Source organism: Kitasatospora sp. NBC_01560 (assembly GCF_045208415.1).
Taxonomy (GTDB): Bacteria; Actinomycetota; Actinomycetes; order Streptomycetales; family Streptomycetaceae; genus Kitasatospora.
The window spans coordinates 3,217,321-3,238,831 of the sequence record NZ_CP109364.1; the positions used below are offsets into that span (position 1 = coordinate 3,217,321).

Here is a 21,511-nt window from a genome sequence, read left to right on the forward strand (position 1 = left end):
GATATCAAATCGGACTATTCATACCCTATAGACCATCAGTAATGATCCGAAAATCATCCGTACGGGCCAGTCGGCGTACCGCCACCGCGGCCCCGCTAGGTTGGGGGGATGACTTCCGAGGACCAGGAGCACGATCAGGACCAGCACGCCCCGCTCGCCGCCGTCGCGGCCAGCGCCGACGTCCTGCGGCACCCCGAGGCCGGCGAGCACCTGCTCACCGCACTGGAGCGCGAGCGCGCCGCCCGGTTCCGGTACGAGGCGGCGCGGGACGACTTCACCGCCGCGCACATCCTGGTCCGCCTCTGCGCCGCCCGGCTCCTCGGCCTCCCGGTCACGGCGCTGACACTGGCCCAGAACTGCCCGGACTGCGGGAAGGCGGACCACGGGCGGCCGTACCTGCCGGACCACCCGGACGTCCACGTCAGCCTCTCCCACACCAACGGCGTGGTCGCCGCCGGCGCGGGGCTCCGGCCGATCGGCGTCGACGTCGAGCTGACCGCGCGCAGCGGCTCACTGCTCGACGTCGCCGGGCGGGTGCTCGGCCCGGCCGAGCTGGCACAGGTCCGGAGTCACCCCGAGCCGGGCGTGGCGTTCCTGCGGCAGTGGGTGCGCAAGGAGTCGCTGATCAAGCTCGGCCGGGCCAGCCTGGACGGCCTCGCCGCCGTCGACCTGTCCGCCCTGCCGCTCGACGTCCCGGCCGGGCGGCCGCTGCACAGCCGTTACCAGGACCTCCACCTGCTCGACTGGACCGATCCCGCCCACGGCGCCGCCGTCTCGGCGGTCAGCACCGCGGCGCCCCGGATCGCCCTGCTGACGACGCCGTCCGCCGGCTGAGCCGGGCCGGAGGGCCGTCGGGGACTGTCGGGGACCGGAGCGTTCGGGGCTGTCGGGGCCGGACCCCACGCGGCCGGGCCCCGGATAAGCGGTGTTAGCGTGCCTGTTCGGGGCGCGGAAACCGGCTGCCCCGGCTGCCCGCGCCACGTCACCGGCGCGCAGCCCCCGTTTGACCGAGGGGTGCTCCCGCCATGGCCAAGTTCCTGCTGAGCCTGCACGTCCTCGCCTCGGTGCTGTTCATCGGCCCGGTGGCGGTGGCCGTCAGCATGTTCCCGCGCCGGGCGCAGGCCGCCCTGGCCGGCGGGGCGGAGCGGGCCGCCGAGGCGGGCTCGCTGCGGCTGCTGCACCGGATCACCCAGGTCTACGCGCTGCTGGGGGTCGCCGTCCCGGTGATGGGCATCGGCGTGGCCCAGGTGATGGACGTGCTCGGGCAGTCCTGGCTGATCGTCTCGATGGTGCTCACCGCGCTCGCGGCGCTCTCCTTGCTGCTCTTCGTGCTGCCGGCGCAGCAGGCCGCGGTGGACGCGCTCGACCTCGACCTCGACGCCGACGCACCCGAGCACGGAAAGGCCGTCCAGGGCCTGCGGCTGCTCCCGATGACGGCAGGCGTCTTCAATCTGCTCTGGGCCGTGGTCGTGGTCCTGATGATCATCCGACCGGGTTCGACCACCGGCGTCTGACGCCCCCGGCACCACGGGCGGCACCGTCCCGGCCAGGGCCTTCCCCGGCCCCGCCCTTCCCGACTCTGCCCTTCCCGACCAGGGCCTTCCCGGTCAGGGCCGGGCGCGCGACCGGTGCGGGGGCAGGTGCGGAACGGGCTGCCGAGCCGGTCGGTGAACCGGCCGTGGGAACGGCCGGCGGAGCGGTACCCCCGCGCGTTTGACGGCACGGTCGACGATCGCGGTCTCGGCACGGTCGACGCCGAGCGGGCCCAGCGTCCCGGTGAGGAACCGGTAGAGGCCGCCGTGGTCCGGGCAGAACACCGTGGCCACCAGGTTGGCCGGTCCGCTGGTGGCGAAGACGCCGTGCACCTGCGGGTGGCGGGCCAGTGCCGTCCCGACCTCGGCGAGCCGCCCCGGCGGGACGTCGAGCCAGAGGTTGGCGTCCACCGCCATGCCCAGCAACCGCGGGTCGACGGTGGCGTGGGTGCGGATCAGCCCGGCCTCGGCGAGCCGGTGCAGCCTGCGCCGGACGGTCGACTCGGGCGCGCCCGCGGCCGCCGCGAGGGCCGCGTGCGACCGGCGTGCGTCCTCGGAGAGGCCGGCCAGCAGGGTGCGGTCGAGCTCGTCGAGCGGCGTCCGCCCCTGGTCCGCCCGCGGCGCGGGAGGCGGGGTGAGGGCGGCCACCTCGGCCGCGTCCAGGTAGCCGGCCTGCCACTGCCCCGCGTCGGAGAAGGCGTGCAGCACGGCGTGCGTGGTGGTCTCGGTGACGGCGGCCGTGGCCGGCAGTTGCGCGTGGAGCAGGCGGTCCCGGGAGCCGGCGTCGCCGAGCATCACCGCGCCGACCTCCTGACCGCCGAGCATCACGTCGACGAACGGCACGTCCGGCCGGTCGGCCAGGGCCTGCGCGATGGTGTCGACCTTGCCGCGCAGCACCCGGACGCGCAGCAGCAGCGCGCCCACCGCGGCGTCCTCGACATCGGGCATCCGGACCACGCGCAGCAGTCCGGTCTGCTGCATCCGGGCCAGCCGGCGGGTGACCGTCCGGGCGGAGACGCCGAGCACCTCGGCGATCCGGCCGGTCTCGGCCCGACCGTCCACCTGCAACGCGCAGACCAGCCGGCGGTCGAGCACGTCCAGCACGCTGTCCGGATCAGCAGCTTCGAGGTCCATGAGGTCCGATCTCCGTCACTTCCCGCCCCCGCAGAGGCGCGTTCGGCAGTACGGACGGTACTCCTTGTCCGCAGCGGACGGGATCACCGGCCGCCGGAACGGAACGGATCGGGAGAACGGCGATGGACAGGCGAGCGGATGCGGGCACGGACACGGGTGCGGGCACGGGTGGGGAGGCGGACGCGGGCACGGTGGACGGGCTCAGGGAGCTGCTGACCGGGGTCGAGGCCGCGGTACGGGAGGTCGGCGCGCGGTTGGCAGCGGGGCAGCCCGCCGAGCCCATCGCCGCCCGGACGCGGGCGGAGGCGTTCGCGCACTTCGCAGCGCTGGACGGCCCCGCCGCCGCCCGGCTGCGGGCCCGGCTGGGCGAACTGCGCCCGCAGGCCGGCTGGGTGACGGACGAGCTCGCGGAATCGGTGCCCGCCGAGGGCGAGTGGTGGGTCTGCGACGCCACCGACGGCGCCGTGCAGTACCTGCTCGGCCTGCCGCACTGGGCCGTCACGGCCACCCTGCTCCGCGACGGTGCCCCGGTGCTGGCCGTGGTGCACGCGCCGCAGCTCGGAGGGCGGACGTACCGGGCCGTCCGGGGCGGTGGCGCCGAACTGGACGGCCGGCCCGTCGCGCCGCCGGAGCGCGAACTCGCCGTCGCCGTCGCCGGGACCAGCCAGCCCCCGGGGGCCGCCGGGGACGAGCTCGCGCTGCGCCGGGCGGGCGAGTCGCTCACGGCGGTGCTGGGCGAGGTGCTCGCGGTGCGCAACCTGGGCCCGACCTCGCTGCAGGTCGCCCAGGTCGGCTCGGGTCACCTGACGCTGTTCTGGGAGTACGGCGCCGACCCGGGCAACCTGCTGCCGGGCGCGCTGATCGCGGCCGAGGCGGGCGCGACGGTCTCGGACGCGGCGGGAGCGGCCTGGACGGCCGGCTCCGACAGCTTCCTCGCCGCCGCGCCCGGGCTGCACGGGCCGGTGCTGGAGGTCCTGGGCCGGGTCGGCTGACGGTCAGCCGGTGGCAGCCGGCGCGGGGGCGGACACGGCGGCCGGCGGCGCGGCGGACGACCTCGGGACGGGCTGCCCGGCCACCGGCGGGAGCCCGAACAGCCGGGCCGCGTTGTCGTGGCAGACCGCGCGCAGCCAGTCGTCCCCCAGCCCCAGCCGCTCCAGCGCCACCAGCTGGTGCACGTACCGGTGCGGGATGTTGGGGAAGTCGCTGCCGAGCAGGACGCGCTCGCCGAGCCCGGCCAGGCGGGGCAGTTCGGCGGGCGGGAACGGCGTGTCGCCCTCCACGAAGTCGGTGAACGCGATGGTGGTGTCGAGCCGGACCTCCGGGTACCGCTCGGCGAGGTCGAGGAAGTCGGTGTACTCGGGCAGGCCGAGATGGGCGACGACCAGGCGGAGCCGCGGGTGCCGGGCCAGCACCTCGCCGATCGGACCGGCGCCGGTGTGCTTGCCCGGGACGGGGCCGGAGCCGCAGTGCGTCACCACCGGCGTGCCGGTCTCCGCGAGCAGCCCCCAGACCTCGTCGAGCAGCTGGTCCGCCGGGTCGTACCCGCCGACCTGGAGGTGCGCCTTGAAGACCCGGGCGCCGTCCTCGATCGCCCGGGCCACGTACCCGGGCGCGCCGGGCTCGGGGAAGAAGGTCGCGGTGTGCAGGCAGTCCGGCGTCCGGGCGGCGAAGCCGGCGGACCAGCTGTTGAGCCAGGTGGCCATGCCCGGCTTGTGCGGGTAGAGCATCGAGGTGAACGCCCGGACACCGAAGTCCCGCAGCCGGCGGACGCGTTCGTCCTCGCTCTGGCGGTAGGTGATCGGCCACGGCCGGCCGACCAGCGGGCCCGCCGCGTCGAAGTACGCCCACACCTTGTCGAGGACGTTCTGCGGCATGAAGTGGGTGTGCACGTCGATCAGTCCGGGCAGGCCGAGGCGCTGCCAGAACGCCCGGACCTCGGCCGCCTCGGCCACCTCGGCCGCGTCGACGGCCCGCTCGCGGCCGTCCGGCCCGGCGGGGGTGGGGGCAGCTCCGGGAACGGGTGCCGGCCCGCCGGCGCTCACGCGGGCACCGGGCGGGCACGGTCGATGATCGCCCCGGCGTCGGTGCCGGCGGGCAGGGTGCCGAACGCCGCGCCGTGGTCGCCGCCGAGCCGGGAGGCACAGAAGGCGTCCGCCACCGCCTGGTCGCCGTGGCGGACGAGCAGCGACCCCTGGAACGCCAGCGCCATCGACTCGACCAGCCGGCGGGTGCGGAACTCCAGGTCGCTCAGGTCGGCGAGCTCCTTGCGGAGACCGGCCACGGCGGCGTCGAGCCGGCGGTCGGCGCCCGCGGCGGCGTCCAGCTCGCCGAGGAACGCCTCGACGGTCTCCGGCCGCTTGGCCATCGCCCGCAGCGCGTCGAGGGCGGCGACGTTGCCCGAGCCCTCCCAGATCGAGACCAGCGGCGCCTCCCGGTAGAGCCGGGGCATCCCGGACTCCTCGACGTAGCCGTTGCCGCCCAGGCACTCCAGCGCCTCCGCGGCGTGCGCCGGACCACGCTTGCAGACCCAGTACTTGGCGACCGCCAGCCCCAACCGCCGCACCAGCACCTCCGTCCCGTCCCCGGCGAGCGCCCGGTCGGTGGCCTCGGCGAGCCGCATCGCCACGGCGGTGGCCGCCTCGGACTCCACCACCAGGTCGGCCAGCACGTTGCGCATCAGCGGCTGGTCCACCAGCGCCTTGCCGAACGCGCGGCGGTGGACGGCGTGCTGGACGGCGCGGGTGGCGCCGAGGCGCATGCCGGAGGCGGCGCCGACGGTGCAGTCGAGGCGGGTCATGTTGACCATCTCGATGATGGTCGGAACGCCCCGGCCCTCCTCCCCCACCAACAGGCCGACCGCGCCGTCGTACTCGACCTCGGCGGACGCGTTGGACTTGTTCCCCAGCTTGTCCTTGAGCCGCTGGAACAGCAGCCGGTTGCGGCTGCCGTCCGGGAGGACGCGCGGCAGCACGAAGCAGCTCAGTCCGCCCGGCGCCTGGGCCAGCGTCAGGAAGAGGTCCGACATCGGCGCCGAGGTGAACCACTTGTGGCCGGTCAGCCGGTAGGTGCCGTCCGGCTGCGGGGTGGCGGTGGTGGTGTTGGTGCGGACGTCCGAACCACCCTGCTTCTCCGTCATCGACATGCCGGCGATCAGCCCGCGCTTGCCGTGCGGCTCGCGCAGCCCGAAGTCGTACACGGTGGAGGTCAGCAGCGGCTCCAGCTCGGCGGCGAGGGCGGGCGTCGCGCGCAGGGCGGGGACGGCGGCGTACGTCATCGACACCGGGCAGGTGTGGCCGGCCTCGACCTGCCCCCAGACGAAGAACTTGGCCGCCCGGGCGGTGTGGGCGGCGGGCCGCTCGTCGCGCCAGGGAGCGGCGTGCAGACCGTGGCCGACCGCGGTGCGCATCAGCTCGTGCCAGGCGGGGTGGAACTCCACCTCGTCGATCCGGTGCCCGAACCGGTCGTGGGTGCGCAGCACCGGCGGGTTCTCGTTGGCCAGCCGGCCCCATTCGGCGGCCTGTTCGGAGCCGGCCAGGCGGCCGAGTTCGTGCAGTTCGGGCTCGGCCCAGCCGGCACCGGCCCGGTGCAGGGCGGCGAGCAGGGCCGGGTCGGCGGCGGTGTCGTGTCCGTACGGCAGGGGCACCTGGTTGGTGACCTCATGCGTCGCTGTCATCGCGTCCTCCCAGGGCACGCAGGGTGAAGGAGACCAGGGCGGGGACCACCTCGGGCACGGTGTCCCCGGTGGCCGGGGTGTGCGCCGCCACGAGCGGGCCGGCCAACGCCTCGCCGACCGCGCCGACCAGTGCGGCGGCGGTCAGTTCCGGGTCCTGCCGGGGCAGTTCGCCGGCCGCCACGGCGGCGCCGATCTGGGCGGCGATCACGTCCCGGAACGCCCGCCGGAACACCAGGCGTTCGCTGTCCACGACGGCGTCGGCCGGCTCGACCAGCAGCGCGTGGGCGAGCCGCGGCGCGCGCAGGGCACGGGTGGAGAAGGTCTCGACCACGGCGGCGATCCGCTGCTGCGGGGTCTCCTGGCGGGCGACCGCCTCGTGGACGGCGGCGACCTCCCGGTTGACCACCCGGCGGAAGAGCTCGACCGACAGCTCGGCCTTGTTGGCGAAGTGCTGGTAGAGGCTGCCGGTGGCGATCCCGGCGCGGTCCGCTACGGCGGCCATCGAGCAGCCGCCGTAGCCGCGCTCGGCGAGCAGCCCGACCGCGGACTGCAGCACCGCCTCGCGCTGGGCGTCCAGGCGGGCTTGGACGGCGGGCGTGCGTCGGTAGGCCATGGAAGCATTGAAGCACTGATTCACTGCTTCGGGGAGGGGGCGGAGTCGCTTTCCCGGCGGGGCGGGTGGCGCGGGCGGGCGCGGGCGGGTGCGGGCGCGGCGGGCGGGTGCGGGCGGGTGCGGGCGCAGCGGGCGGGTGCGGGCGCGGCGATGCAGAAAAGGGCCACCCGCCGGCGTACTGCCGACGGGTGGCCCTGCGGGGCGGGTGCGCGACGGGTGCGCGGCACCGCCGCGGGCGCTGCCGCTCCCCGTTCCCCGCTACAGGCGGTTGTGCTCCAGCTTCAGGCCTTCCTCGTCCAGCGGACCGAACGGCGGGATGGTGTGCGACCCGGCGAGCGAGCGCGCCTTCGCCGGGTCGGCCAGACCGGCCCACTCCAGCACCTTGGCGGTCGCCGCCGCCGACTCCGCCGCCGGCAGCTTGCCGATGTTGGAGCCGTGGTTGCCACCGGGCACGGTGTAGACGTAGCTGTCCTCACTGCCGCGGCCCAGCCGGAACGGCTCGGCACCCCACGGGTCGTTCTGCCCGTAGACGAAGATGATCCGCTCGGCCGAGTGCTTCACCCAGCGGTCGATGTCGCGCATCGCGGCCGGGTCGAAGCGCATCGGGATGTTCTTCGGCACGTAGGTGCGCGGCGAGTACAGCTCCTTGTAGTCGTAGTGCAGCAGGCCCTTGAGGGCCGAGACGTCGAAGCTGGGCGAGCCCAGCTCGGTGCCGGCCTGGTAGTAGTACGCGGTGTACTTGGCGAGCGACTGGTCGCTGTTGCCGGTGATGCCGGACTGGACGTCGAACCACGCGTACAGCTGGTCGTCGGTCGAGGTGGCCGTCGGGACGCTCGCGCAGTCCGCCGCGGTGCTGTACTGCCAGAACGCCCAGATCACGTCCAGCACGCCGGCCTCGTACGCCCGGTCGGCGCTGCCGGTGGTGGCGAAGGTCGAGCCGGCGGCGGCGTTGTCGGCCACGTAGCGGGCCTCCAGCCGGTCACGCCGGACGAGCAGCTCGCGCTGGGCGGCGTTCAGCGCCGCACGGCACTCCGGGGTACCGACGTTCTTGAAGAAGTCGGTGTAGGCGGAGTCCTCGCGGTTGTCGACGTCGTTGGGCGCGACGTAGGCGACGGTGCCGTCCACGTCGTCCGGGAAGAACCGGCGGAAGTAGGTCGACGACATGCCGCCCTTGCTGGCGCCGGTGGAGAGCCAGGACTCGTGGTAGATCCGCTTGAGTGCGGTGACGATCCGGTGCGAGTCGTTCGCCGCCTGCTCGATGCCGGCCTTGGTCCAGTCGGCGGGCTCCGGCCGGGACGGCGTGAAGTAGCGGTACTCGATGGACACCTGGTTGCCGTCGGTCAGCCGGGTCGGCTCGGTGCGCGACGGATTGGTGCCGAGGGTGTAGCCGTTGGTGTAGAAGACGGTCGGGCGGTCGTAGCCCCGGTGCAAGACGCTCAGCCGCTGCTGGAAGGTACCCAGCCACGGGCGGAAGTGGTCGATCGGCTGGGTGTAGGTGAGCAGGAAGTAGCGGTGGTCGGCGTCGGTGGCCTTCTCCTCGGTGACGGTCATCCCGGGAAGCGCCGCCAGGCGGTCCTTGATGTCGGCCGAGGCGTTGTCGGCGACGGAGGACCCGGCGGCAAAGGACCCGGCGGCGGCCCTTCCGTCCGGGGCGGGAGGCGCGGCCAGGGCGGGCGCCGCCAGGCCGAGGCCGAACACGGGTATCAGCAGTACGGAGACCAACAGCCTTCTGAGCTTCGTGGACATCAATTCTCCATCGGGTCAACGGAACTGTTCGACACTCTCCGGCAGCCGGTGCCCGGCTGCCGGTCGGGCGGCCGTCCGGTAGACGGCCGAGTGGGCCACCCGCCGGTCGCGGGTGGCCCACCGGGAAAAAGTGTGCTGGTCAGGGGCGCGGCAGGGCGCAGCCGGGAAGGCTGAGGTCGAGGCGGTTCCCGGCGGCGAAGCAGGCGGGGATGCCGTAGGTCTCCTGGGCGTAGTTGATGCCCTTGCGGACGGTCACCACACCGTTCTGGTCGACCTCGCACGGGTTGTTGTCGGTGCAGCGCTGGCCGTCCTCGTTGCCGGTGTTGTTCACGGCGACGACCTGGCCGGAGTTGACGTCCACCACGGGCGAGCCGGAGGTGCCGCCGATGGTGTTGCAGCTGGAGGTGTAGCGGACCGAGTCCTTCCAGGTCCAGGACCCCTCCTTCAGCCGGTAGACGAAGCCGTCGACCGAGCAGGAGTAGATCTTCTTCCAGTACCCGGAGACGACCTTGATCGAGGTGCCCTGGACGGGGTGGCTCGCCGCGATGGTCAGCGGGGCGATCCCGTAGCGGGACTGGATCGAGGCGTAGGTGGTGTTCAGCTGGTAGATCGACACGTCGGTGTCGGTCATCGTCCCGTAGACCACCTTGGTGGCGCGGAGCGTGGCGGCCGTTCCACCGGTCGAGTTGAGCAGCGAGAAGCTGCGGCTGGACGCCTGGTTGACGACGACCACGCCGGGGCCGGGGAACCCGCTCTCCAGGCAGTGGCCGTTCGAGAGGACGAGCGCCGGGTCCGTCGCGGCGGAGCCGGGCATCCGGACCAGGGAGCCGGAGCAGTTGCTGAGCGCCACCGTCCCGGCGAAGTTGACGGCTGCCGCGGCGGTGGCGGTGGCATCGGCAGCGGTGGTGCCGGCGGCAGCGGCGGTGGCGGTGGTGGCGTCGGCAGCCGTGGTGGTGCCGGTGGCCGTGGGGGCGGCGGCGGCGGTGGGGGCGGCGGCGAGGGCGGTCGCCCCGGCGAGCAGGAGCGCGGCGAACATGCCTATGAGCGGCTTCTTCATGAGAGACCTCTCGTTGTGGGGGTGCACCAAAGCTGGCGCGGACATGACGAGATGTCAAGGGTCCTGCCCACAAAGAGAGGTCATCCGGCTTCGGATGCCGGGCGTCTCAACTGCCTTGCCAGTGACGGCGGCCGAGGCTGATCAGCCGCAACTGGAGCCGCGCCGTGCCGGCGATCCGCCGCTCGCGGGCCGGATCCCCCGACTCCTGCGCCTCCAGGAGCGCGGCGGCCGTGGAGACCATGTGGTCGACGTACAGCTCCGCCAGCATCCGCAGATCCTCCCGACTCCAGCCCTGCGACACCGACTGGAGCGCGAGCGCCGTACCGACCTCCTCGGCGAACCGCCCCAGCTCGGCGTCGATCGCCTCCCGCACCTGCCGCACCCCACCGTGCCGCTCGCGCGCGAGGAAGCGCACGTGCGGGTGATGCCCTCGGACGTGCTGCTCGATGACGTCCACCGTCCGGTCGATCAGCTCCTCCGGGCCGCCGGCCCCGGCCAGCACCGACCGGACCATGACATGGAGGCTGGCGAGCGACTCCTCGACCAGCGCCACGCCGAGCGCCGCGAGATCCGGAAAATGCCGGTAGAACGCGGCCGGCGACAGCCCGGCAGCCCGGGTCACCTCGCGCACGCCGAGGCTGGCGAGGTTCTGATCGGCCAACAGACCCAGCCCCGCGTCCAGCAACGCGCGCCGACTCTGCTGCTTCTGGGCCTGCCTGGCCCCAACGGTGTGACTCACGTCATTCAGTAAACAGTTGTTTGCCGAAATTCGCCAGCCCGCGTAGAGTGACGGAGGATTCAGCGAACAGTTGTCAACTGAAAGTCGACGGCTGGCGGACGCCGACTTCGGGGGCCGGTGTCGGATGCCGCGTCGGACGCCGGTGTCGATGTCGGTGTCGGCGTCGGCGTCGAATGCCGATGCCGGATGCCGGATGCCGGCACCGATCAACTGCCGGCCGTCAGCCTTCATCCATCCGCCGACATCGTGCCGCCCACGGCACGAGCACCGAAGGGACCCGCCATGATCCTGCTCACCGCCCTGGTCGCCATGGGCGTCCTCATCGGCGCCGCCGCGCACACCTCGCTCCCGGTCTTCCTCACCGCCTCCGCCGCCATCGGCGCGTGGCTGCTCGCCTTCGGCGCCCGCGAGGGCCTCGCCCGCCTGCGGCAGCGTTGACCCACCGCCTGCTCACCTCTCCCCGATCCCGGAAGGACCTGCCGTCATCATGAGCACCGCCTCCAGCACCGTCACGAGCGCCGCCGTGGGCACCGCCCCGAACGCTGCCACGAGCACCGCTTCCCGCACCGCCATGAGCACGACGCGCCGTCACACCACTGCCGAGGCCGACAACCTGGCCGTCGCCTCCTTCCTGCTCGGCCTGCCGGGCCTACTCCTCTTCAACCTCGTCCTGGGCCCGCTCGCCATCACCCTCGGCACGCTCGCCCTGGTCCGGGGCACCCGCCGCCGCGGACGCGCCGCCCTCGGCCTGCTGCTCGGCGCCGCCTCGCTGGTCATCCTCGCCGTCACCACCGTTGCGGGCCACGGCGTGCTCTGGCACCTGGGCTACTGAACGCCGGCCGCCCTTCCGGGTCCGCTCGTGAGTGGACGCCTGGGGGCCGCCTGGGGAGAGCTCGCTCGTGGCCTGTCGGGGACTCCCCGGGACCGACCGGGACCGACCGGGACCGTCCGGAACCGTCCGGACGGTTCCGGACGGATCGCCGGCCGGATCGCCGGCCGGATCGCCGGCCGGACCGTCCGGGCCGGGGCAGGAACCGAGCCACTCGAACGACTGATCCAGTCAACCTTCGGCGCCGGACCGGCCCGCCCCCGTACTGTGGCGGCATCGGCCGGATGACCGTATGGGGGCTGGAGTGACGACCGAATACCAGAGTGACGCGCAGTCGGGACGGGCCGGTGCGCCCGGAGGCTCCGGGCGGGCAGGCCGTCTGCTCGCCGTGAGCGACCTGCACGTCTCCTACCAGGAGAACCGCGACCTGGTGGAGAAGCTGCAACCCGACTCCCCCGACGACTGGCTGATCGTCGCCGGCGACATCGCCGAGATCACCACCTCCATCGAGTGGACGCTGCGTCTGCTCGCCGAGCGCTTCGCCCGGGTGATCTGGGCCCCCGGCAACCACGAGTTGTGGACCCACCCCGAGGACCCGGTGCAGCTGCGCGGGGTGGCCCGCTACCAGCACCTGGTCGAGCTCTGCCGCGGTCTCGGTGTCGTGACCCCCGAGGACCCGTACCCCGTCTGGGAGGGCCCCGGCGGCCCGGTCGCCGTCGCACCGCTGTTCCTGCTCTACGACTACTCCTTCCGTGCACCGGGGACGACCACCAAGGAGGAGTCCCTGGAGGCCGCGTACACCAGCGGTGTGGTCTGCGCGGACGAGCGGATGCTCCACCCGGACCCGTTCCCGGACCGCGACTCCTGGTGCCGCGAGCGCGTCCGGCTCACCGAGCAGCGGCTCGCGGCCCACGACCCGGACCTGCCGCTGGTCCTGGTCAACCACTACCCGCTGGTGCGCCACCCCACCGAGATCCTCTGGTACCCGGAGTTCGCCCAGTGGTGCGGCACGGAGCTCACCGCCGACTGGCACCGGCGCTTCAACACCGCTGCGATGATCTACGGCCATCTGCACATCCCCCGGGTGACCAGCTACGACGGAGTCCGCTTCGAGGAGGTCTCGCTCGGCTACCCCCGTGAGTGGCGCAAGCGCGGCCTCCCCGAACCGCTGCTGCGGCAGGTCTTCCCGCAGGAGGGCTGAGCCCGCGCCGGGTGCAGCAGGTGCGGCGGGTGCGGCGGGTGCGGCGGGTGCACCCGGCACGCCTGCTGCACCCGGCGCACCCGCCGCCGAACGGTCGGACACCTGTCCTCCTCAGTCCGTCGCGATCGCCCGGAGCACGTCCAGTCGCGCCGCCCGGCCCGCCGGACGGAGGCCGGCCACCGCACCGGCCAGCAACCCGGCCACCAGCACCACCGTGAGCTGCACCGGCGGTATCGCGAACGCGCCCGTCCCCGCGCTGTCCGAGGCCCGTACCAGCGCCCAGCCGAGGAACGCCCCGAGACCGAGCCCGCCGACCGTCCCGAACGCGGCCACCAGCACCGACTCCCAGCGCACCATGCCCCGCAACTGCGCCCTGGTCTGGCCCACCGCCCGCAACAGGCCCAGCTCCCTGGTCCGCTCGTGCACGGCCAGCGTCAGCGTGTTGGCGATCCCGAGCAGCGCGATCAGTACCGCCAGCGCCAGCAGCGCGTAGACCACCGAGAGCATCATGTCGACGCCGCCGGCGGCGCTCGCCGCGTACTCGTCGCGGTCCTGCACCTGTGGGTTCCCGAACGGCGCCGCGGCCTTCTCGACCGCCGCCCTGCCCGCGTCGAGCCCCACCCCGCTCCGCAGCCCGACGGCCACCATGGTGTCCGCCTCCTGCCCCCGGTGCGGCGCCCAGGCCTGGCGGGTTATCAGGTAGTCCCCGGCCAGCCCGCCCCCCTCGTACAGCGCCCGGACGGTGAACGGGGCGTTCGCGCCGTCCGTGAAGCCGAGGGTGACGCTCTGGCCGAGCCGCCAGCCGTGCTGGGCCGCCTCGCTGCGCGAGACCGCCAGGCCGTCGGCGCCGAGGGCGTCGAGAGCCCCGTCGACCCGCCCGAGGTCGACGATCCCGGCCAGCCGCGCCGGATCGGTGACGTCCAGCGTCCGGCCGTGGCCGTCCACCCGCGCGACCCCGCGACCGAGGCCCACCGTCTGACGGACCTCCGGCAGTTGGGCCAGGGCGTCGGCCAGCTTCGGGCTGACCCCGCTGCCACCCGCACCGAACGAGGGCGCGGTGACGGCGAGGTCGCCGGCGAAGGAGGAGTCCACCGTGTCATCCAGGGTGGCCTTGATCGAAGCGCCGAAGACCGTGAACAGCGTGACCACCGCGACGCCGATCATCAGGGCGCTCGCCGTGGCCGCCGTCCGACGCGGGTTGCGGGCCGCGTTGCGCCGGGCCAGCGTGCCGGAGACCCCGCGCAGCCGGGGCAGCGGCGCCCCCAGGGTGCGGACCGCGAAGGCCGCGGCGACCGGGCCGAGCACCACCACCCCGGCCAGCGCCCCCAGGGCACCGACGACCGTCAGCGTCACGGACGGCCCGTCCGTCGCACCGACCGCGGCGGCCGGGACCCCGGCCGCGACCAGCAGGCCGCCCAGGGCCACCCGGACCGCCCCGGACCGCCCCTCGGCCGCCCGGTCCACCCCGGTCTCGCGCAACGCCGCGAGCGGCGCGGTGCGCCCGGCCCGGACAGCCGGCAGCAGCGCCGAGCCCACCGCCACCGCCGTGCCGGTCAGCAGCGGCAGGGCGACCGCGGCCGTACTGATCACCATGCCGCCGGTCGGCAGCGAGAAGCCGAGTACCGAGAACAGCGCCTTGAGCCCCGCCGCCACCCCGATGCCGCCGAGCACCCCGCCCAGCGAGGCCAGCGCGCCGACGGCCAGCGCCTCGGCCAGCGTCGCCCCGAGTACCTGCCCGCGCACCGCGCCGAGCGCCCGCAGCAGGGCGTTCTCCCTGGTCCGCTGGGCCACCACGATGGCGAAGGTGTTGTGGATGGTGAAGGTCGCGACCAGCAGCGCGATCCCGGCGAAGACCAGCAACAGGGTGGTGAACATGGTGAGGAACCGCCCGGACACCATCGCGGTGCTCTCCTGGGTGGCCGCCGCCCCCGTGACCGCCTCCACCCCGCCCGGCAGCTGCGGGGCGATCCTGGCCGCCAGTTCGCGCTGGGAGATCCCGCCCGCCGCCCGGACCTGGATCGAGCTGGCCTGTCCGGCACCCTTCGGCGTCAGATGGCGCCCGGCCTCCGCGAAGGTGAGCGCGGTGAAGGTGCTCGGCCCCATCCCGTCGGCGCTGTCGCCGAAGGTGGCGATCCCGACGACGGTGACCGGCACCGGGTCCGGGGTGCGCAGCACGGTGGTGGAGCCGAGGTGCAGCCCGCCGGTCTTCGCCGCGCCGCGGTTGATCACGGCTTCGCCCGGTGCGGCGGGCGCACGCCCCTCGGCCAGCCGGTAGGGGTTGAGCCGGCTGTCGGCGAGCCAGTTGCCGGCCAGGGTGGGCGGTCCCTGCCCGCCGATCGGCTTGCCGTCGCTGCCGACCAGCTGGCCCGCGCCCTGGACGGACGGCTCGACCGCCGCCACCCCCGGGACGGCCCGCAGCCGCTCGACCAACGCGGTGTCCACCGGAGCCCGGACGCCGCCGGGCGTGCCCGGCGAGTCCAGCACGTCGGCGCTGCGGACCACCACGTCCGTCCCGGCGTTGGCATCGGCGAACAGGGTGTCGAAGTTGGCCCGCAGTGTGTCGCCGAGCACCATCGTCCCGGTCAGGAAACTGACGCCGAGGAGGATCGACACCAGCGTGCCGACCAGGCGTCGCTTGTGTGCGCGCAGCGAGCGCAGGCTGAGCCGGGCGGTGGTCGTCGAGGAGCTCATGACCGCCCCCGTTCGAAGGCCTTCATCCGGTCGAGCACCCGGCCCGCGCTCGGCTGCGCCATCCGGTCGACCAGCCGGCCGTCGGCGAGGAACAGCGCCTCGTCGGCGTGCCCGGCGGCCACCGGGTCGTGGGTGACCATGACGACCGCCTGCCCCATCTCGTCCACCGCACGGCGCAGCAACCCGAGCACCTCGCCGCCGGTGCGCGAGTCGAGGTTCCCGGTCGGCTCGTCGGCGAAGACCACCTGGGGCCGGCCGGCGAGCGCCCGGGCCACCGCGACCCGCTGCTGCTGGCCGCCGGAGAGCTCGCTCGGGCGGTGGTGCAGCCGGTCGCCGAGGCCGACGACGTCGATCAGCGCGTCCAGCCAGTCCTGGTCCGGCGCGGCGCCGGCCAGGTCCAGCGGGAGGGTGATGTTCTCCCGGACGGTGAGGGTGGGCACCAGGTTGAAGGCCTGGAAGACGAAGCCGATCCGCTCGCGGCGCAGCAGGGTCAGCCGCCGGTCGCCGAGCTGGCCGAGCTCGGTGTCACCGATGTAGGCACTGCCCGCGGTGAGCGTGTCCAGCCCCGCCGCGCAGTGCATCAGCGTGGACTTGCCCGAGCCTGACGGGCCCATGATCGCGGTGAACCGGCCGGCCGGGAACTCGACCGTGACGTGGTCGAGCGCCCGGACCTCGGTGCCGCCGATGCCGTAGATCTTGACGGCATCGGCGACCCGCGCGGCAGTACCGCGGACGACGTCGAGGGTGGTCACTTCGCGGCACCCCCTCGGAACCGACCGTCGTACGAGCCGTCGTCCCGGGTGCGGTGCGGCTCCGTCAGCACGGCCCGCCTCGCGCGGTACTCCTCCGCATCGATGTCCCCCTCGGCGAAGCGCCGGCCCAGCACGGCCAGCGGATGGTCGGCTCCGGCACCGGCACCGGCCCAGCAGCCGCGGCGCCAGACCGTCCGACGCAGGAGGAGGATCACGAGGAACACCACGGCGGCCCAGGCCAGTGGGATCAGCAGGATCCAGGGGCCGGGCCAGTGCCCGTCGTGGTCGGCCAGCAACGTGTACATGGTGGTTCATCTCCTCGGCGTGGGCTTCGGGTCTCGGGGTGGTTCCCGAGGTGCCTTGAGCCTCCCGCCGGGGTCGCTGCTCCCGCGTCCTCCGGGGAGCGGCAGTCGGGATACTCCCGCGGGAGTACGGGCGGCCACCCGGCGCAGCCCGGGGAGTAGTGGTGCCACACGGCGCGGTAGTAGTGCCACGCGGCACACGAGCGGGGCGGGCGATCCGGCGGCTCCCGGTGACGCGGGCGGCACTGGGCACACCGGTGGCGCACGGACGCGCAGCCCGCGGGGGACGGCGGCGGCGCACGCCTCAGCCGAGCCACCCCGGCCGGACCAGCCCTGATTCGTACGCCAGCACGACGAGTTGGGCCCGGTCCCGGGCACCGAGCTTCACCATCGCCCGGCTGACGTGCGTCTTCGCGGTCAGCGGGCTGACCACCAGCCGGCGGGCGATGTCCTCGTTGGAGAGGCCCATGCCGACCAGCGCCAGCACCTCCCGCTCCCGCTCGGTCAGCACCGAGACGTCGGTCAGGCCCGTGCCGGCCGCCTCCGGCGCCTTGGAGCGGGCGGCGAACTCGCCGATCAGCCGGCGCGTCACCCCCGGCGAGAGCAGCGCGTCACCCGCGACCGCGACCCGGACGGCGCGCAGCAGCTCGGCCGGCTCGGTGTCCTTGACCAGGAAGCCGGCCGCACCCGAGCGGAGCGCCTCGAAGACGTACTCGTCCAGCTCGAAGGTGGTGAGCACGACCACCCGCACCTCCGAGAGCGCCGGGTCTGCGGCGATCCGCCTGGTCGCCTCCAGGCCGTCCATCCGGGGCATCCGGATGTCCATCAGGACGACGTCCGGCAGGAGTTCGCGGGCCAGCCGGAGCGCGGCCTCGCCGTCGTCCGCCTCGCCGACGACGGTGAGGTCCTCCTGCATGTCGAGCAGCACCCGGAAGCCCGCCCGCACGAGCAGCTGGTCGTCCGCCAACAGGACCCGGATCACTCGCTCTCCTCCGTACCGGCGGCGCCCGACCGCCCACCTGCCGGACGGCCGCCCGTCGGACGGCCGCCTGCCGGGTGCTCGCCCGGGCGCTCACTCGTCGGCAGCACCGCCCGGACCCGGAACCCGCCGTCCGGCGAGCGCTCTGCCGTGATGGTGCCGCCGAACGCCGCGGCCCGCTCGCGCATCCCGGCCAGCCCGCTGCCCGTCCCGCCCGCGTCACCGGGAGCGGCCGGGCCCGGGTCGTCGATCCGGACGACCAGCGACTCGGGATCCCTCCAGTCCAGGACGACCGCCGCCTGCCGGGCGATGGAGTGACGGATCACGTTGGTCAGCGACTCCTGGACGATCCGGAAGGCCGTCAGGTCGAGCCCGGCGGGGAGCGCGCGCCGGCCACCCTCCTCGTACACCTCGACCGCCAGCCCGACATTGTCGGCCTGCTCGGTCAGCTCGTCCAGCCGGTCCAGCCCGGGCGCCGGACCGCGGGGCGCCTCCCCGGGCCCCCGCAGCGTCCCGAGCACCTGGCGGACCTCGCCGAGCGCCTCCTTGCTGGTCGCCCTGATCGTGGTCAGCGCCGTCCGGGCCTGCTCCGGCCTCTTGTCGATCAGCGCGAGCGCGACCCCGGCCTGAATGTTGATCAACGACAGGCTGTGCGCCAGGATGTCGTGCAACTCCCTTGCCATCCGCAGCCGTTCGTCGTCGGCCCGGCGTTGTTCCAGTTGCTGCCGGTACTCCCGGTGGGCGGCCATCTGCTCCCGCCGGAACCTCACGATCTCCGCCACCGATCCCACCAGCAGCAGCCAGGCGATCAGCCCCAGCTCCTGCCACCACGTGACGGACGGCCGCGCCGCGCGCTGCCAATCGGCCGGCACCACGAAGGTGAGCAGCGCGTGGACGAGGTAGACCCCGCCGAGCCCGGCCCAGGCGGCCCTGCGGTGCCCGGCGCCCACCGCGACGCAGCAGGCGACCGCCCAGCTCAGGAAGACCGGCCCGTACGGGTACCCGGCGACCAGGTACACCGCCGTGACCAGCGAGGTGCCCGCCACCACCGCCACCGGCCACCGGCGGCGCAACACCAGCAGCGCCGGCCCGAGCAACAGCAGGAGGTACCCGAAGGCGTCCAGCGGGACCCGCCCGCTCTGGTGCCGCCCGGCCGCGGTGGATCCCGCCACCTGCACCGCGGCGACCACCGCGGCCGCGGCCACCGGCCAGCCCGCCTTGGCGGCCCGTACCCACGGCGGCCGCCACGGCTCCGCATGCTCGGCCGGGGGCACACCGGACCCGCCCGTCGAGGGATGCTCCCCCGCGGGCGGAGCGGAATCCGCCGACGGCGGCCCGGAGCCCGACGACGGTGACTGGGGTGTACGCGGCGTCATGCCCGGAAGGCTAGACCCCGCGCCCGCCCCGCCGCGTCACCCGAGGGTTGCGTCCGGGCGTACTCCCGCGGGAGTACGCCCGGCTCCGTCGCTCCCCCGCCGGTCCTGCGGATCTCCCCCGACCACCCCTGCCACCCTGCTCCCCCGGACGGCACCGCCGCCCCCTCGGCCTGCTCGGCCCGCTCAGCCGCTCGGCCCGCTCCTCCGCCCGGCCCTCCGCCCTCAGTCCTCCGCCATCGCCTTCGCCTCGGCCTCCTCGAAGGTCGCCGAGGGCTCCGGCCGGGCCAGGGCCACCACCAGTTCCCCGTCGCTCACCTCGGCGATCAGCGTGTCCCCCGCCTGCACGCTGCCGTCCAGCAGCAGGTTGGAGATCCGGTTGTCCAGCTCCGACTGGATGGTCCGGCGCAGCGGCCGCGCCCCGAACTCCGGCTGGTAGCCCCGGTTCACCAGCCACTCCTTGGCACCGTCGGTGACCTCCAGCCGGACCTCCTGCGCCTTCAGCCGGCGCCGGCTGCGGTCCAGCATCAGGTCGACCACCTTGAGCAGGTCCTTCCGGGTCAGCGCGTGGAAGACGATCACCTCGTCGATCCGGTTGAGGAACTCCGGCCGGAACTGCGTCCGCAGGTCCCGCATCAGGTCCTCCCGGATCTCGTCCACCTCACCCGCATGGTCGAGGATCCGCTGCGAGCCGATGTTGCTGGTCATGATGACCACCGTGTTGCGGAAGTCGACCGTACGCCCCTGGGAGTCGGTCAACCGTCCGTCGTCCAACACCTGGAGCAGCAGGTTGAAGACGTCCGGGTGCGCCTTCTCCACCTCGTCGAAGAGCAGCACGCTGTACGGCTTGCGGCGGACCGCCTCGGTGAGCTGCCCGGCCTCGTCGTAGCCGACGTACCCCGGCGGCGAACCCACCAGCCGGGAGACGGTGTGCTTCTCCTGGAACTCGCTCATGTCGAAGCGGATCATCCGGTCCGGATCGCCGAACAGCAGCGCCGCCAGCGCCTTGGCCAGCTCGGTCTTGCCGACGCCGGTCGGCCCTAGGAAGAGGAAGGAGCCGGTCGGCCGCTCCGGGTCGCCCATCCCGGCCCGGCCGCGCCGCACCGCCTGGGCGACGGCCGTGACCGCCTGGTCCTGCCCGATCACCTTCTCGTGCAGGTGCTCCTCCAGCTTGAGCAGCCGCTCGCGCTCGGTCGCGTTCAACTCGGCGACCGGAATGCCGGTCCGCCCCGACAGCACCTGGGCGATGTCGTTCGCGGTGACCTCGACGACCTCCTCGCGGGATTCGGCGAGCGCCGCCAACTCGTCCACGGTGTGCCGCAACTCGGTCTTGAGATTGGCCGCCCGCACGAACTCCTCGTCCGCGACCGCCTCCTCCAGCTCCCGCCGCAGCTTGGTGATCCGGTCCTGCACCGGCATCGCCTCGGTGGAGCCGCTCAGACTGCGCAGCCGCACCCGCGCGCCGGCCTGGTCCAGCAGGTCGATCGCCTTGTCGGGCAGGAAGCGGTCGCTGACGTACCGGTCGGAGAGCGACGCCGCGGCGTCCAACGCCTCGTCGGTGAACCGCACCTGGTGGTGCGCCTCGTAGGCGTCACGCAGCCCGTGCAGGATCTCGACCGTCTCCTCGACGCTCGGCTCCGGCACCAGCACCGGCTGGAAGCGCCGCTCCAACGCGGCGTCCTTCTCGATGTGCTTGCGGTACTCGTCCAATGTGGTCGCGCCGACCACGCTCAGCTCACCCCGGGCCAGCGCCGGCTTGAGGATGTTGCCGGCGTCCATCGAACCCTCGCCGCCACCGCCCGCACCGACCACGGTGTGCAACTCGTCCAGGAACAGGATCACGCTCTTCTCGGCCGCCGTGACCTCGTCGATCACGCTCTTCAGCCGCTCCTCGAACTCGCCCCGGTACTTGGAGCCCGCCACCAGCCCGGTGAGGTCGAGGGTCACCACGCGCTTGTCCCGCAGGCTCTGCGGCACGTCACCGGAGACGATCCGCTGCGCCAGGCCTTCCACGATCGCCGTCTTGCCGACACCCGGCTCGCCGATCAGCACCGGGTTGTTCTTCGTCCGCCGGGAGAGGATCTCAACGGTCTGCTCGATCTCCTCGGCCCGCCCGACGACCGGGTCCAGCCGGCCCGCCCTCGCCTGCTCGGTGAGGTCCTGCCCGTACTCGTCGAGCGTGGGCGTCCCGCTCGGGTGCGCCCCGGTGCTGCTGCGCTCACCGCCCGCACCGCGGCCGTCGAGCACCGTGCGCAGCGCCTCCGGCGAGGGCGCCGCACTGCGCAGCGCCGTCCCCGCACCCGAACGCTGCTCCTCCAGCAGCGCGCCGAGGATGTGCTCCGGCCCGATGTACGAGGCGCCGGCCGCCTGCGACCGCGCGTGCGCAGCGAGCAGGGCCCGCTTCGCCGACGGGGTCAGCGCGGGCCGGCCCTCCGGCACGCCCTCGCCACCCCCGCCGTCCCCGGCCGGCAGCTCCTTGGCCACGTCGTCGGCCACCCGGTCCGGGTCGACCCCGGCCCGCTCCAACATCCGGCGCGAAGGGTCCACCCGGGTGGCGGCCCAGAGCAGGTGCGCCGTGTCGAGATCGCTGCTCCCGTCCTCCGCGGCACGCTGCGCGGCCAGCGCCAGCAGCTCCTGCGAGGACTCGCTCAGCAACCGACCGATCGGCACCCGCTGCACCGCAGGAGGGGATGCCAACGGGCTCATGCCGAAGAACCGGCTGAGCAGATCGGAGAACGGATCGTTCGATCCGAACGGGGGCATCGTCACGGTGATTCACCTCTCCCAAGCGGGTTTCGGGCCCACACAAACACAGGCCGGGTGACCTCGCCTCCCGGGACGACCCGCCCCCTCCCGTCCCCTTCCGTCCCCTTCCCGTCCGCCTCACCCC

The 21,511-nt window shown here is 73.9% G+C and carries 19 protein-coding genes; 6 read left to right on the forward strand and 13 right to left on the reverse strand.

Annotation, left to right across the window (positions count from 1 at the left end):
- Window positions 1-108: 108 nt before the first annotated feature.
- Window positions 109-834 carry a 4'-phosphopantetheinyl transferase family protein gene (locus OH807_RS13805; RefSeq protein ID WP_406198186.1) on the forward strand — a complete coding sequence of 242 codons (726 nt, stop codon included), beginning with the start codon at window positions 109-111 and terminating at the stop codon, window positions 832-834.
- Between the two features lie 191 nt (window positions 835-1,025).
- Window positions 1,026-1,514: a DUF2269 family protein gene (locus OH807_RS13810; RefSeq protein WP_406198189.1), complete on the forward strand. Its 489-nt coding sequence runs from the start codon at window positions 1,026-1,028 to the stop codon at window positions 1,512-1,514.
- 93 nt (window positions 1,515-1,607) lie between these two features.
- On the opposite strand, the gene OH807_RS13815 is transcribed toward OH807_RS13810, so the two are convergent.
- Complete coding sequence (locus tag OH807_RS13815; RefSeq protein ID WP_406198191.1) at window positions 1,608-2,666, reverse strand: Lrp/AsnC family transcriptional regulator; 1,059 nt, start codon at window positions 2,664-2,666, stop codon at window positions 1,608-1,610.
- 122 nt (window positions 2,667-2,788) lie between these two features.
- On the opposite strand from OH807_RS13815, the gene OH807_RS13820 reads away from it, so the two are divergent.
- Window positions 2,789-3,658: an inositol monophosphatase family protein gene (locus OH807_RS13820; RefSeq protein ID WP_406198194.1), complete on the forward strand. Its 870-nt coding sequence runs from the start codon at window positions 2,789-2,791 to the stop codon at window positions 3,656-3,658.
- 3 nt (window positions 3,659-3,661) lie between these two features.
- Here OH807_RS13820 and OH807_RS13825 read toward each other — a convergent pair whose 3' ends face one another.
- The 6 genes from OH807_RS13825 to OH807_RS13850 all read right to left on the reverse strand — a co-directional run bounded on the left by OH807_RS13825 (window position 3,662) and on the right by OH807_RS13850 (window position 10,725).
- Entirely contained in the window at window positions 3,662-4,618 is a 957-nt protein-coding gene (locus OH807_RS13825) for an amidohydrolase family protein (RefSeq protein WP_406210969.1), read from the reverse strand.
- Window positions 4,619-4,704: 86 nt separating this feature from the next.
- Window positions 4,705-6,339 carry an acyl-CoA dehydrogenase family protein gene (locus tag OH807_RS13830; protein WP_406198196.1) on the reverse strand — a complete coding sequence of 545 codons (1,635 nt, stop codon included), beginning with the start codon at window positions 6,337-6,339 and terminating at the stop codon, window positions 4,705-4,707.
- Window positions 6,323-6,952, reverse strand: coding sequence for a TetR/AcrR family transcriptional regulator (locus tag OH807_RS13835; protein ID WP_406198198.1), 630 nt, complete (start codon window positions 6,950-6,952; stop codon window positions 6,323-6,325). The genes OH807_RS13830 and OH807_RS13835 overlap by 17 nt, the downstream gene beginning before the upstream one ends.
- A gap of 258 nt (window positions 6,953-7,210) precedes the next feature.
- Window positions 7,211-8,698: a S28 family serine protease gene (locus tag OH807_RS13840; protein ID WP_406198200.1), complete on the reverse strand. Its 1,488-nt coding sequence runs from the start codon at window positions 8,696-8,698 to the stop codon at window positions 7,211-7,213.
- Window positions 8,699-8,837: 139 nt separating this feature from the next.
- Window positions 8,838-9,755: a serine protease gene (locus OH807_RS13845; RefSeq protein WP_406198203.1), complete on the reverse strand. Its 918-nt coding sequence runs from the start codon at window positions 9,753-9,755 to the stop codon at window positions 8,838-8,840.
- A 106-nt stretch (window positions 9,756-9,861) separates the two neighbouring features.
- Window positions 9,862-10,725 (reverse strand): TetR family transcriptional regulator, encoded by an 864-nt coding sequence (locus OH807_RS13850; RefSeq protein WP_406198205.1) that lies wholly within the window; start codon window positions 10,723-10,725, stop codon window positions 9,862-9,864.
- A gap of 51 nt (window positions 10,726-10,776) precedes the next feature.
- Between OH807_RS13850 and OH807_RS13855 the strand changes: the two genes are divergently transcribed.
- From OH807_RS13855 to OH807_RS13865, 3 genes are all read left to right on the forward strand, one after another.
- On the forward strand, window positions 10,777-10,932 hold the full coding sequence (locus OH807_RS13855) for a hypothetical protein (protein WP_406198207.1): 156 nt from the start codon (window positions 10,777-10,779) through the stop codon (window positions 10,930-10,932).
- Window positions 10,933-10,981: 49 nt separating this feature from the next.
- Window positions 10,982-11,326: a hypothetical protein gene (locus tag OH807_RS13860; RefSeq protein WP_406198209.1), complete on the forward strand. Its 345-nt coding sequence runs from the start codon at window positions 10,982-10,984 to the stop codon at window positions 11,324-11,326.
- 385 nt (window positions 11,327-11,711) lie between these two features.
- Window positions 11,712-12,524, forward strand: coding sequence for a metallophosphoesterase family protein (locus OH807_RS13865; RefSeq protein ID WP_406198211.1), 813 nt, complete (start codon window positions 11,712-11,714; stop codon window positions 12,522-12,524).
- 111 nt (window positions 12,525-12,635) lie between these two features.
- Here OH807_RS13865 and OH807_RS13870 read toward each other — a convergent pair whose 3' ends face one another.
- The 6 genes from OH807_RS13870 to OH807_RS13895 form a co-directional block, all read right to left on the reverse strand.
- Complete coding sequence (locus OH807_RS13870) at window positions 12,636-15,215, reverse strand: ABC transporter permease (RefSeq protein ID WP_406198213.1); 2,580 nt, start codon at window positions 15,213-15,215, stop codon at window positions 12,636-12,638.
- A complete protein-coding gene (locus tag OH807_RS13875) occupies window positions 15,212-15,967 on the reverse strand; it encodes an ABC transporter ATP-binding protein (protein ID WP_406198215.1) in 756 nt (251 codons plus the stop codon). Before OH807_RS13875 ends, OH807_RS13870 begins: the two co-directional genes overlap by 4 nt.
- Window positions 15,964-16,272: an SHOCT domain-containing protein gene (locus OH807_RS13880; protein WP_406198217.1), complete on the reverse strand. Its 309-nt coding sequence runs from the start codon at window positions 16,270-16,272 to the stop codon at window positions 15,964-15,966. The genes OH807_RS13875 and OH807_RS13880 overlap by 4 nt, the downstream gene beginning before the upstream one ends.
- Before the next feature lie 301 nt (window positions 16,273-16,573).
- Window positions 16,574-17,251 carry a response regulator gene (locus OH807_RS13885; protein WP_406198220.1) on the reverse strand — a complete coding sequence of 226 codons (678 nt, stop codon included), beginning with the start codon at window positions 17,249-17,251 and terminating at the stop codon, window positions 16,574-16,576.
- Window positions 17,248-18,453: a sensor histidine kinase gene (locus OH807_RS13890; protein WP_406198222.1), complete on the reverse strand. Its 1,206-nt coding sequence runs from the start codon at window positions 18,451-18,453 to the stop codon at window positions 17,248-17,250. Before OH807_RS13890 ends, OH807_RS13885 begins: the two co-directional genes overlap by 4 nt.
- Before the next feature lie 393 nt (window positions 18,454-18,846).
- Complete coding sequence (locus tag OH807_RS13895) at window positions 18,847-21,384, reverse strand: ATP-dependent Clp protease ATP-binding subunit (protein WP_406210971.1); 2,538 nt, start codon at window positions 21,382-21,384, stop codon at window positions 18,847-18,849.
- Window positions 21,385-21,511 lie beyond the last annotated feature (127 nt).

What these genes read in the sequence shown, in the direction of transcription:
- OH807_RS13840 (WP_406198200.1), bottom strand. Translation starts at nt 8,698, where the DNA reads ATGTCCACGAAGCTCAGAAGGCTGTTGGTCTCCGTACTGCTGATACCC.
- OH807_RS13810 (WP_406198189.1), top strand. Translation starts at nt 1,026, where the DNA reads ATGGCCAAGTTCCTGCTGAGCCTGCACGTCCTCGCCTCGGTGCTGTTC.
- OH807_RS13805 (WP_406198186.1), top strand. Translation starts at nt 109, where the DNA reads ATGACTTCCGAGGACCAGGAGCACGATCAGGACCAGCACGCCCCGCTC.
- OH807_RS13835 (WP_406198198.1), bottom strand. Translation starts at nt 6,952, where the DNA reads ATGGCCTACCGACGCACGCCCGCCGTCCAAGCCCGCCTGGACGCCCAG.
- OH807_RS13850 (WP_406198205.1), bottom strand. Translation starts at nt 10,725, where the DNA reads ATGAAGGCTGACGGCCGGCAGTTGATCGGTGCCGGCATCCGGCATCCG.
- OH807_RS13895 (WP_406210971.1), bottom strand. Translation starts at nt 21,384, where the DNA reads ATGCCCCCGTTCGGATCGAACGATCCGTTCTCCGATCTGCTCAGCCGG.
- OH807_RS13815 (WP_406198191.1), bottom strand. Translation starts at nt 2,666, where the DNA reads ATGGACCTCGAAGCTGCTGATCCGGACAGCGTGCTGGACGTGCTCGAC.
- OH807_RS13830 (WP_406198196.1), bottom strand. Translation starts at nt 6,339, where the DNA reads ATGACAGCGACGCATGAGGTCACCAACCAGGTGCCCCTGCCGTACGGA.
- OH807_RS13880 (WP_406198217.1), bottom strand. Translation starts at nt 16,272, where the DNA reads ATGTACACGTTGCTGGCCGACCACGACGGGCACTGGCCCGGCCCCTGG.
- OH807_RS13870 (WP_406198213.1), bottom strand. Translation starts at nt 15,215, where the DNA reads ATGAGCTCCTCGACGACCACCGCCCGGCTCAGCCTGCGCTCGCTGCGC.
- OH807_RS13820 (WP_406198194.1), top strand. Translation starts at nt 2,789, where the DNA reads ATGGACAGGCGAGCGGATGCGGGCACGGACACGGGTGCGGGCACGGGT.
- OH807_RS13860 (WP_406198209.1), top strand. Translation starts at nt 10,982, where the DNA reads ATGAGCACCGCCTCCAGCACCGTCACGAGCGCCGCCGTGGGCACCGCC.
- OH807_RS13855 (WP_406198207.1), top strand. Translation starts at nt 10,777, where the DNA reads ATGATCCTGCTCACCGCCCTGGTCGCCATGGGCGTCCTCATCGGCGCC.
- OH807_RS13845 (WP_406198203.1), bottom strand. Translation starts at nt 9,755, where the DNA reads ATGAAGAAGCCGCTCATAGGCATGTTCGCCGCGCTCCTGCTCGCCGGG.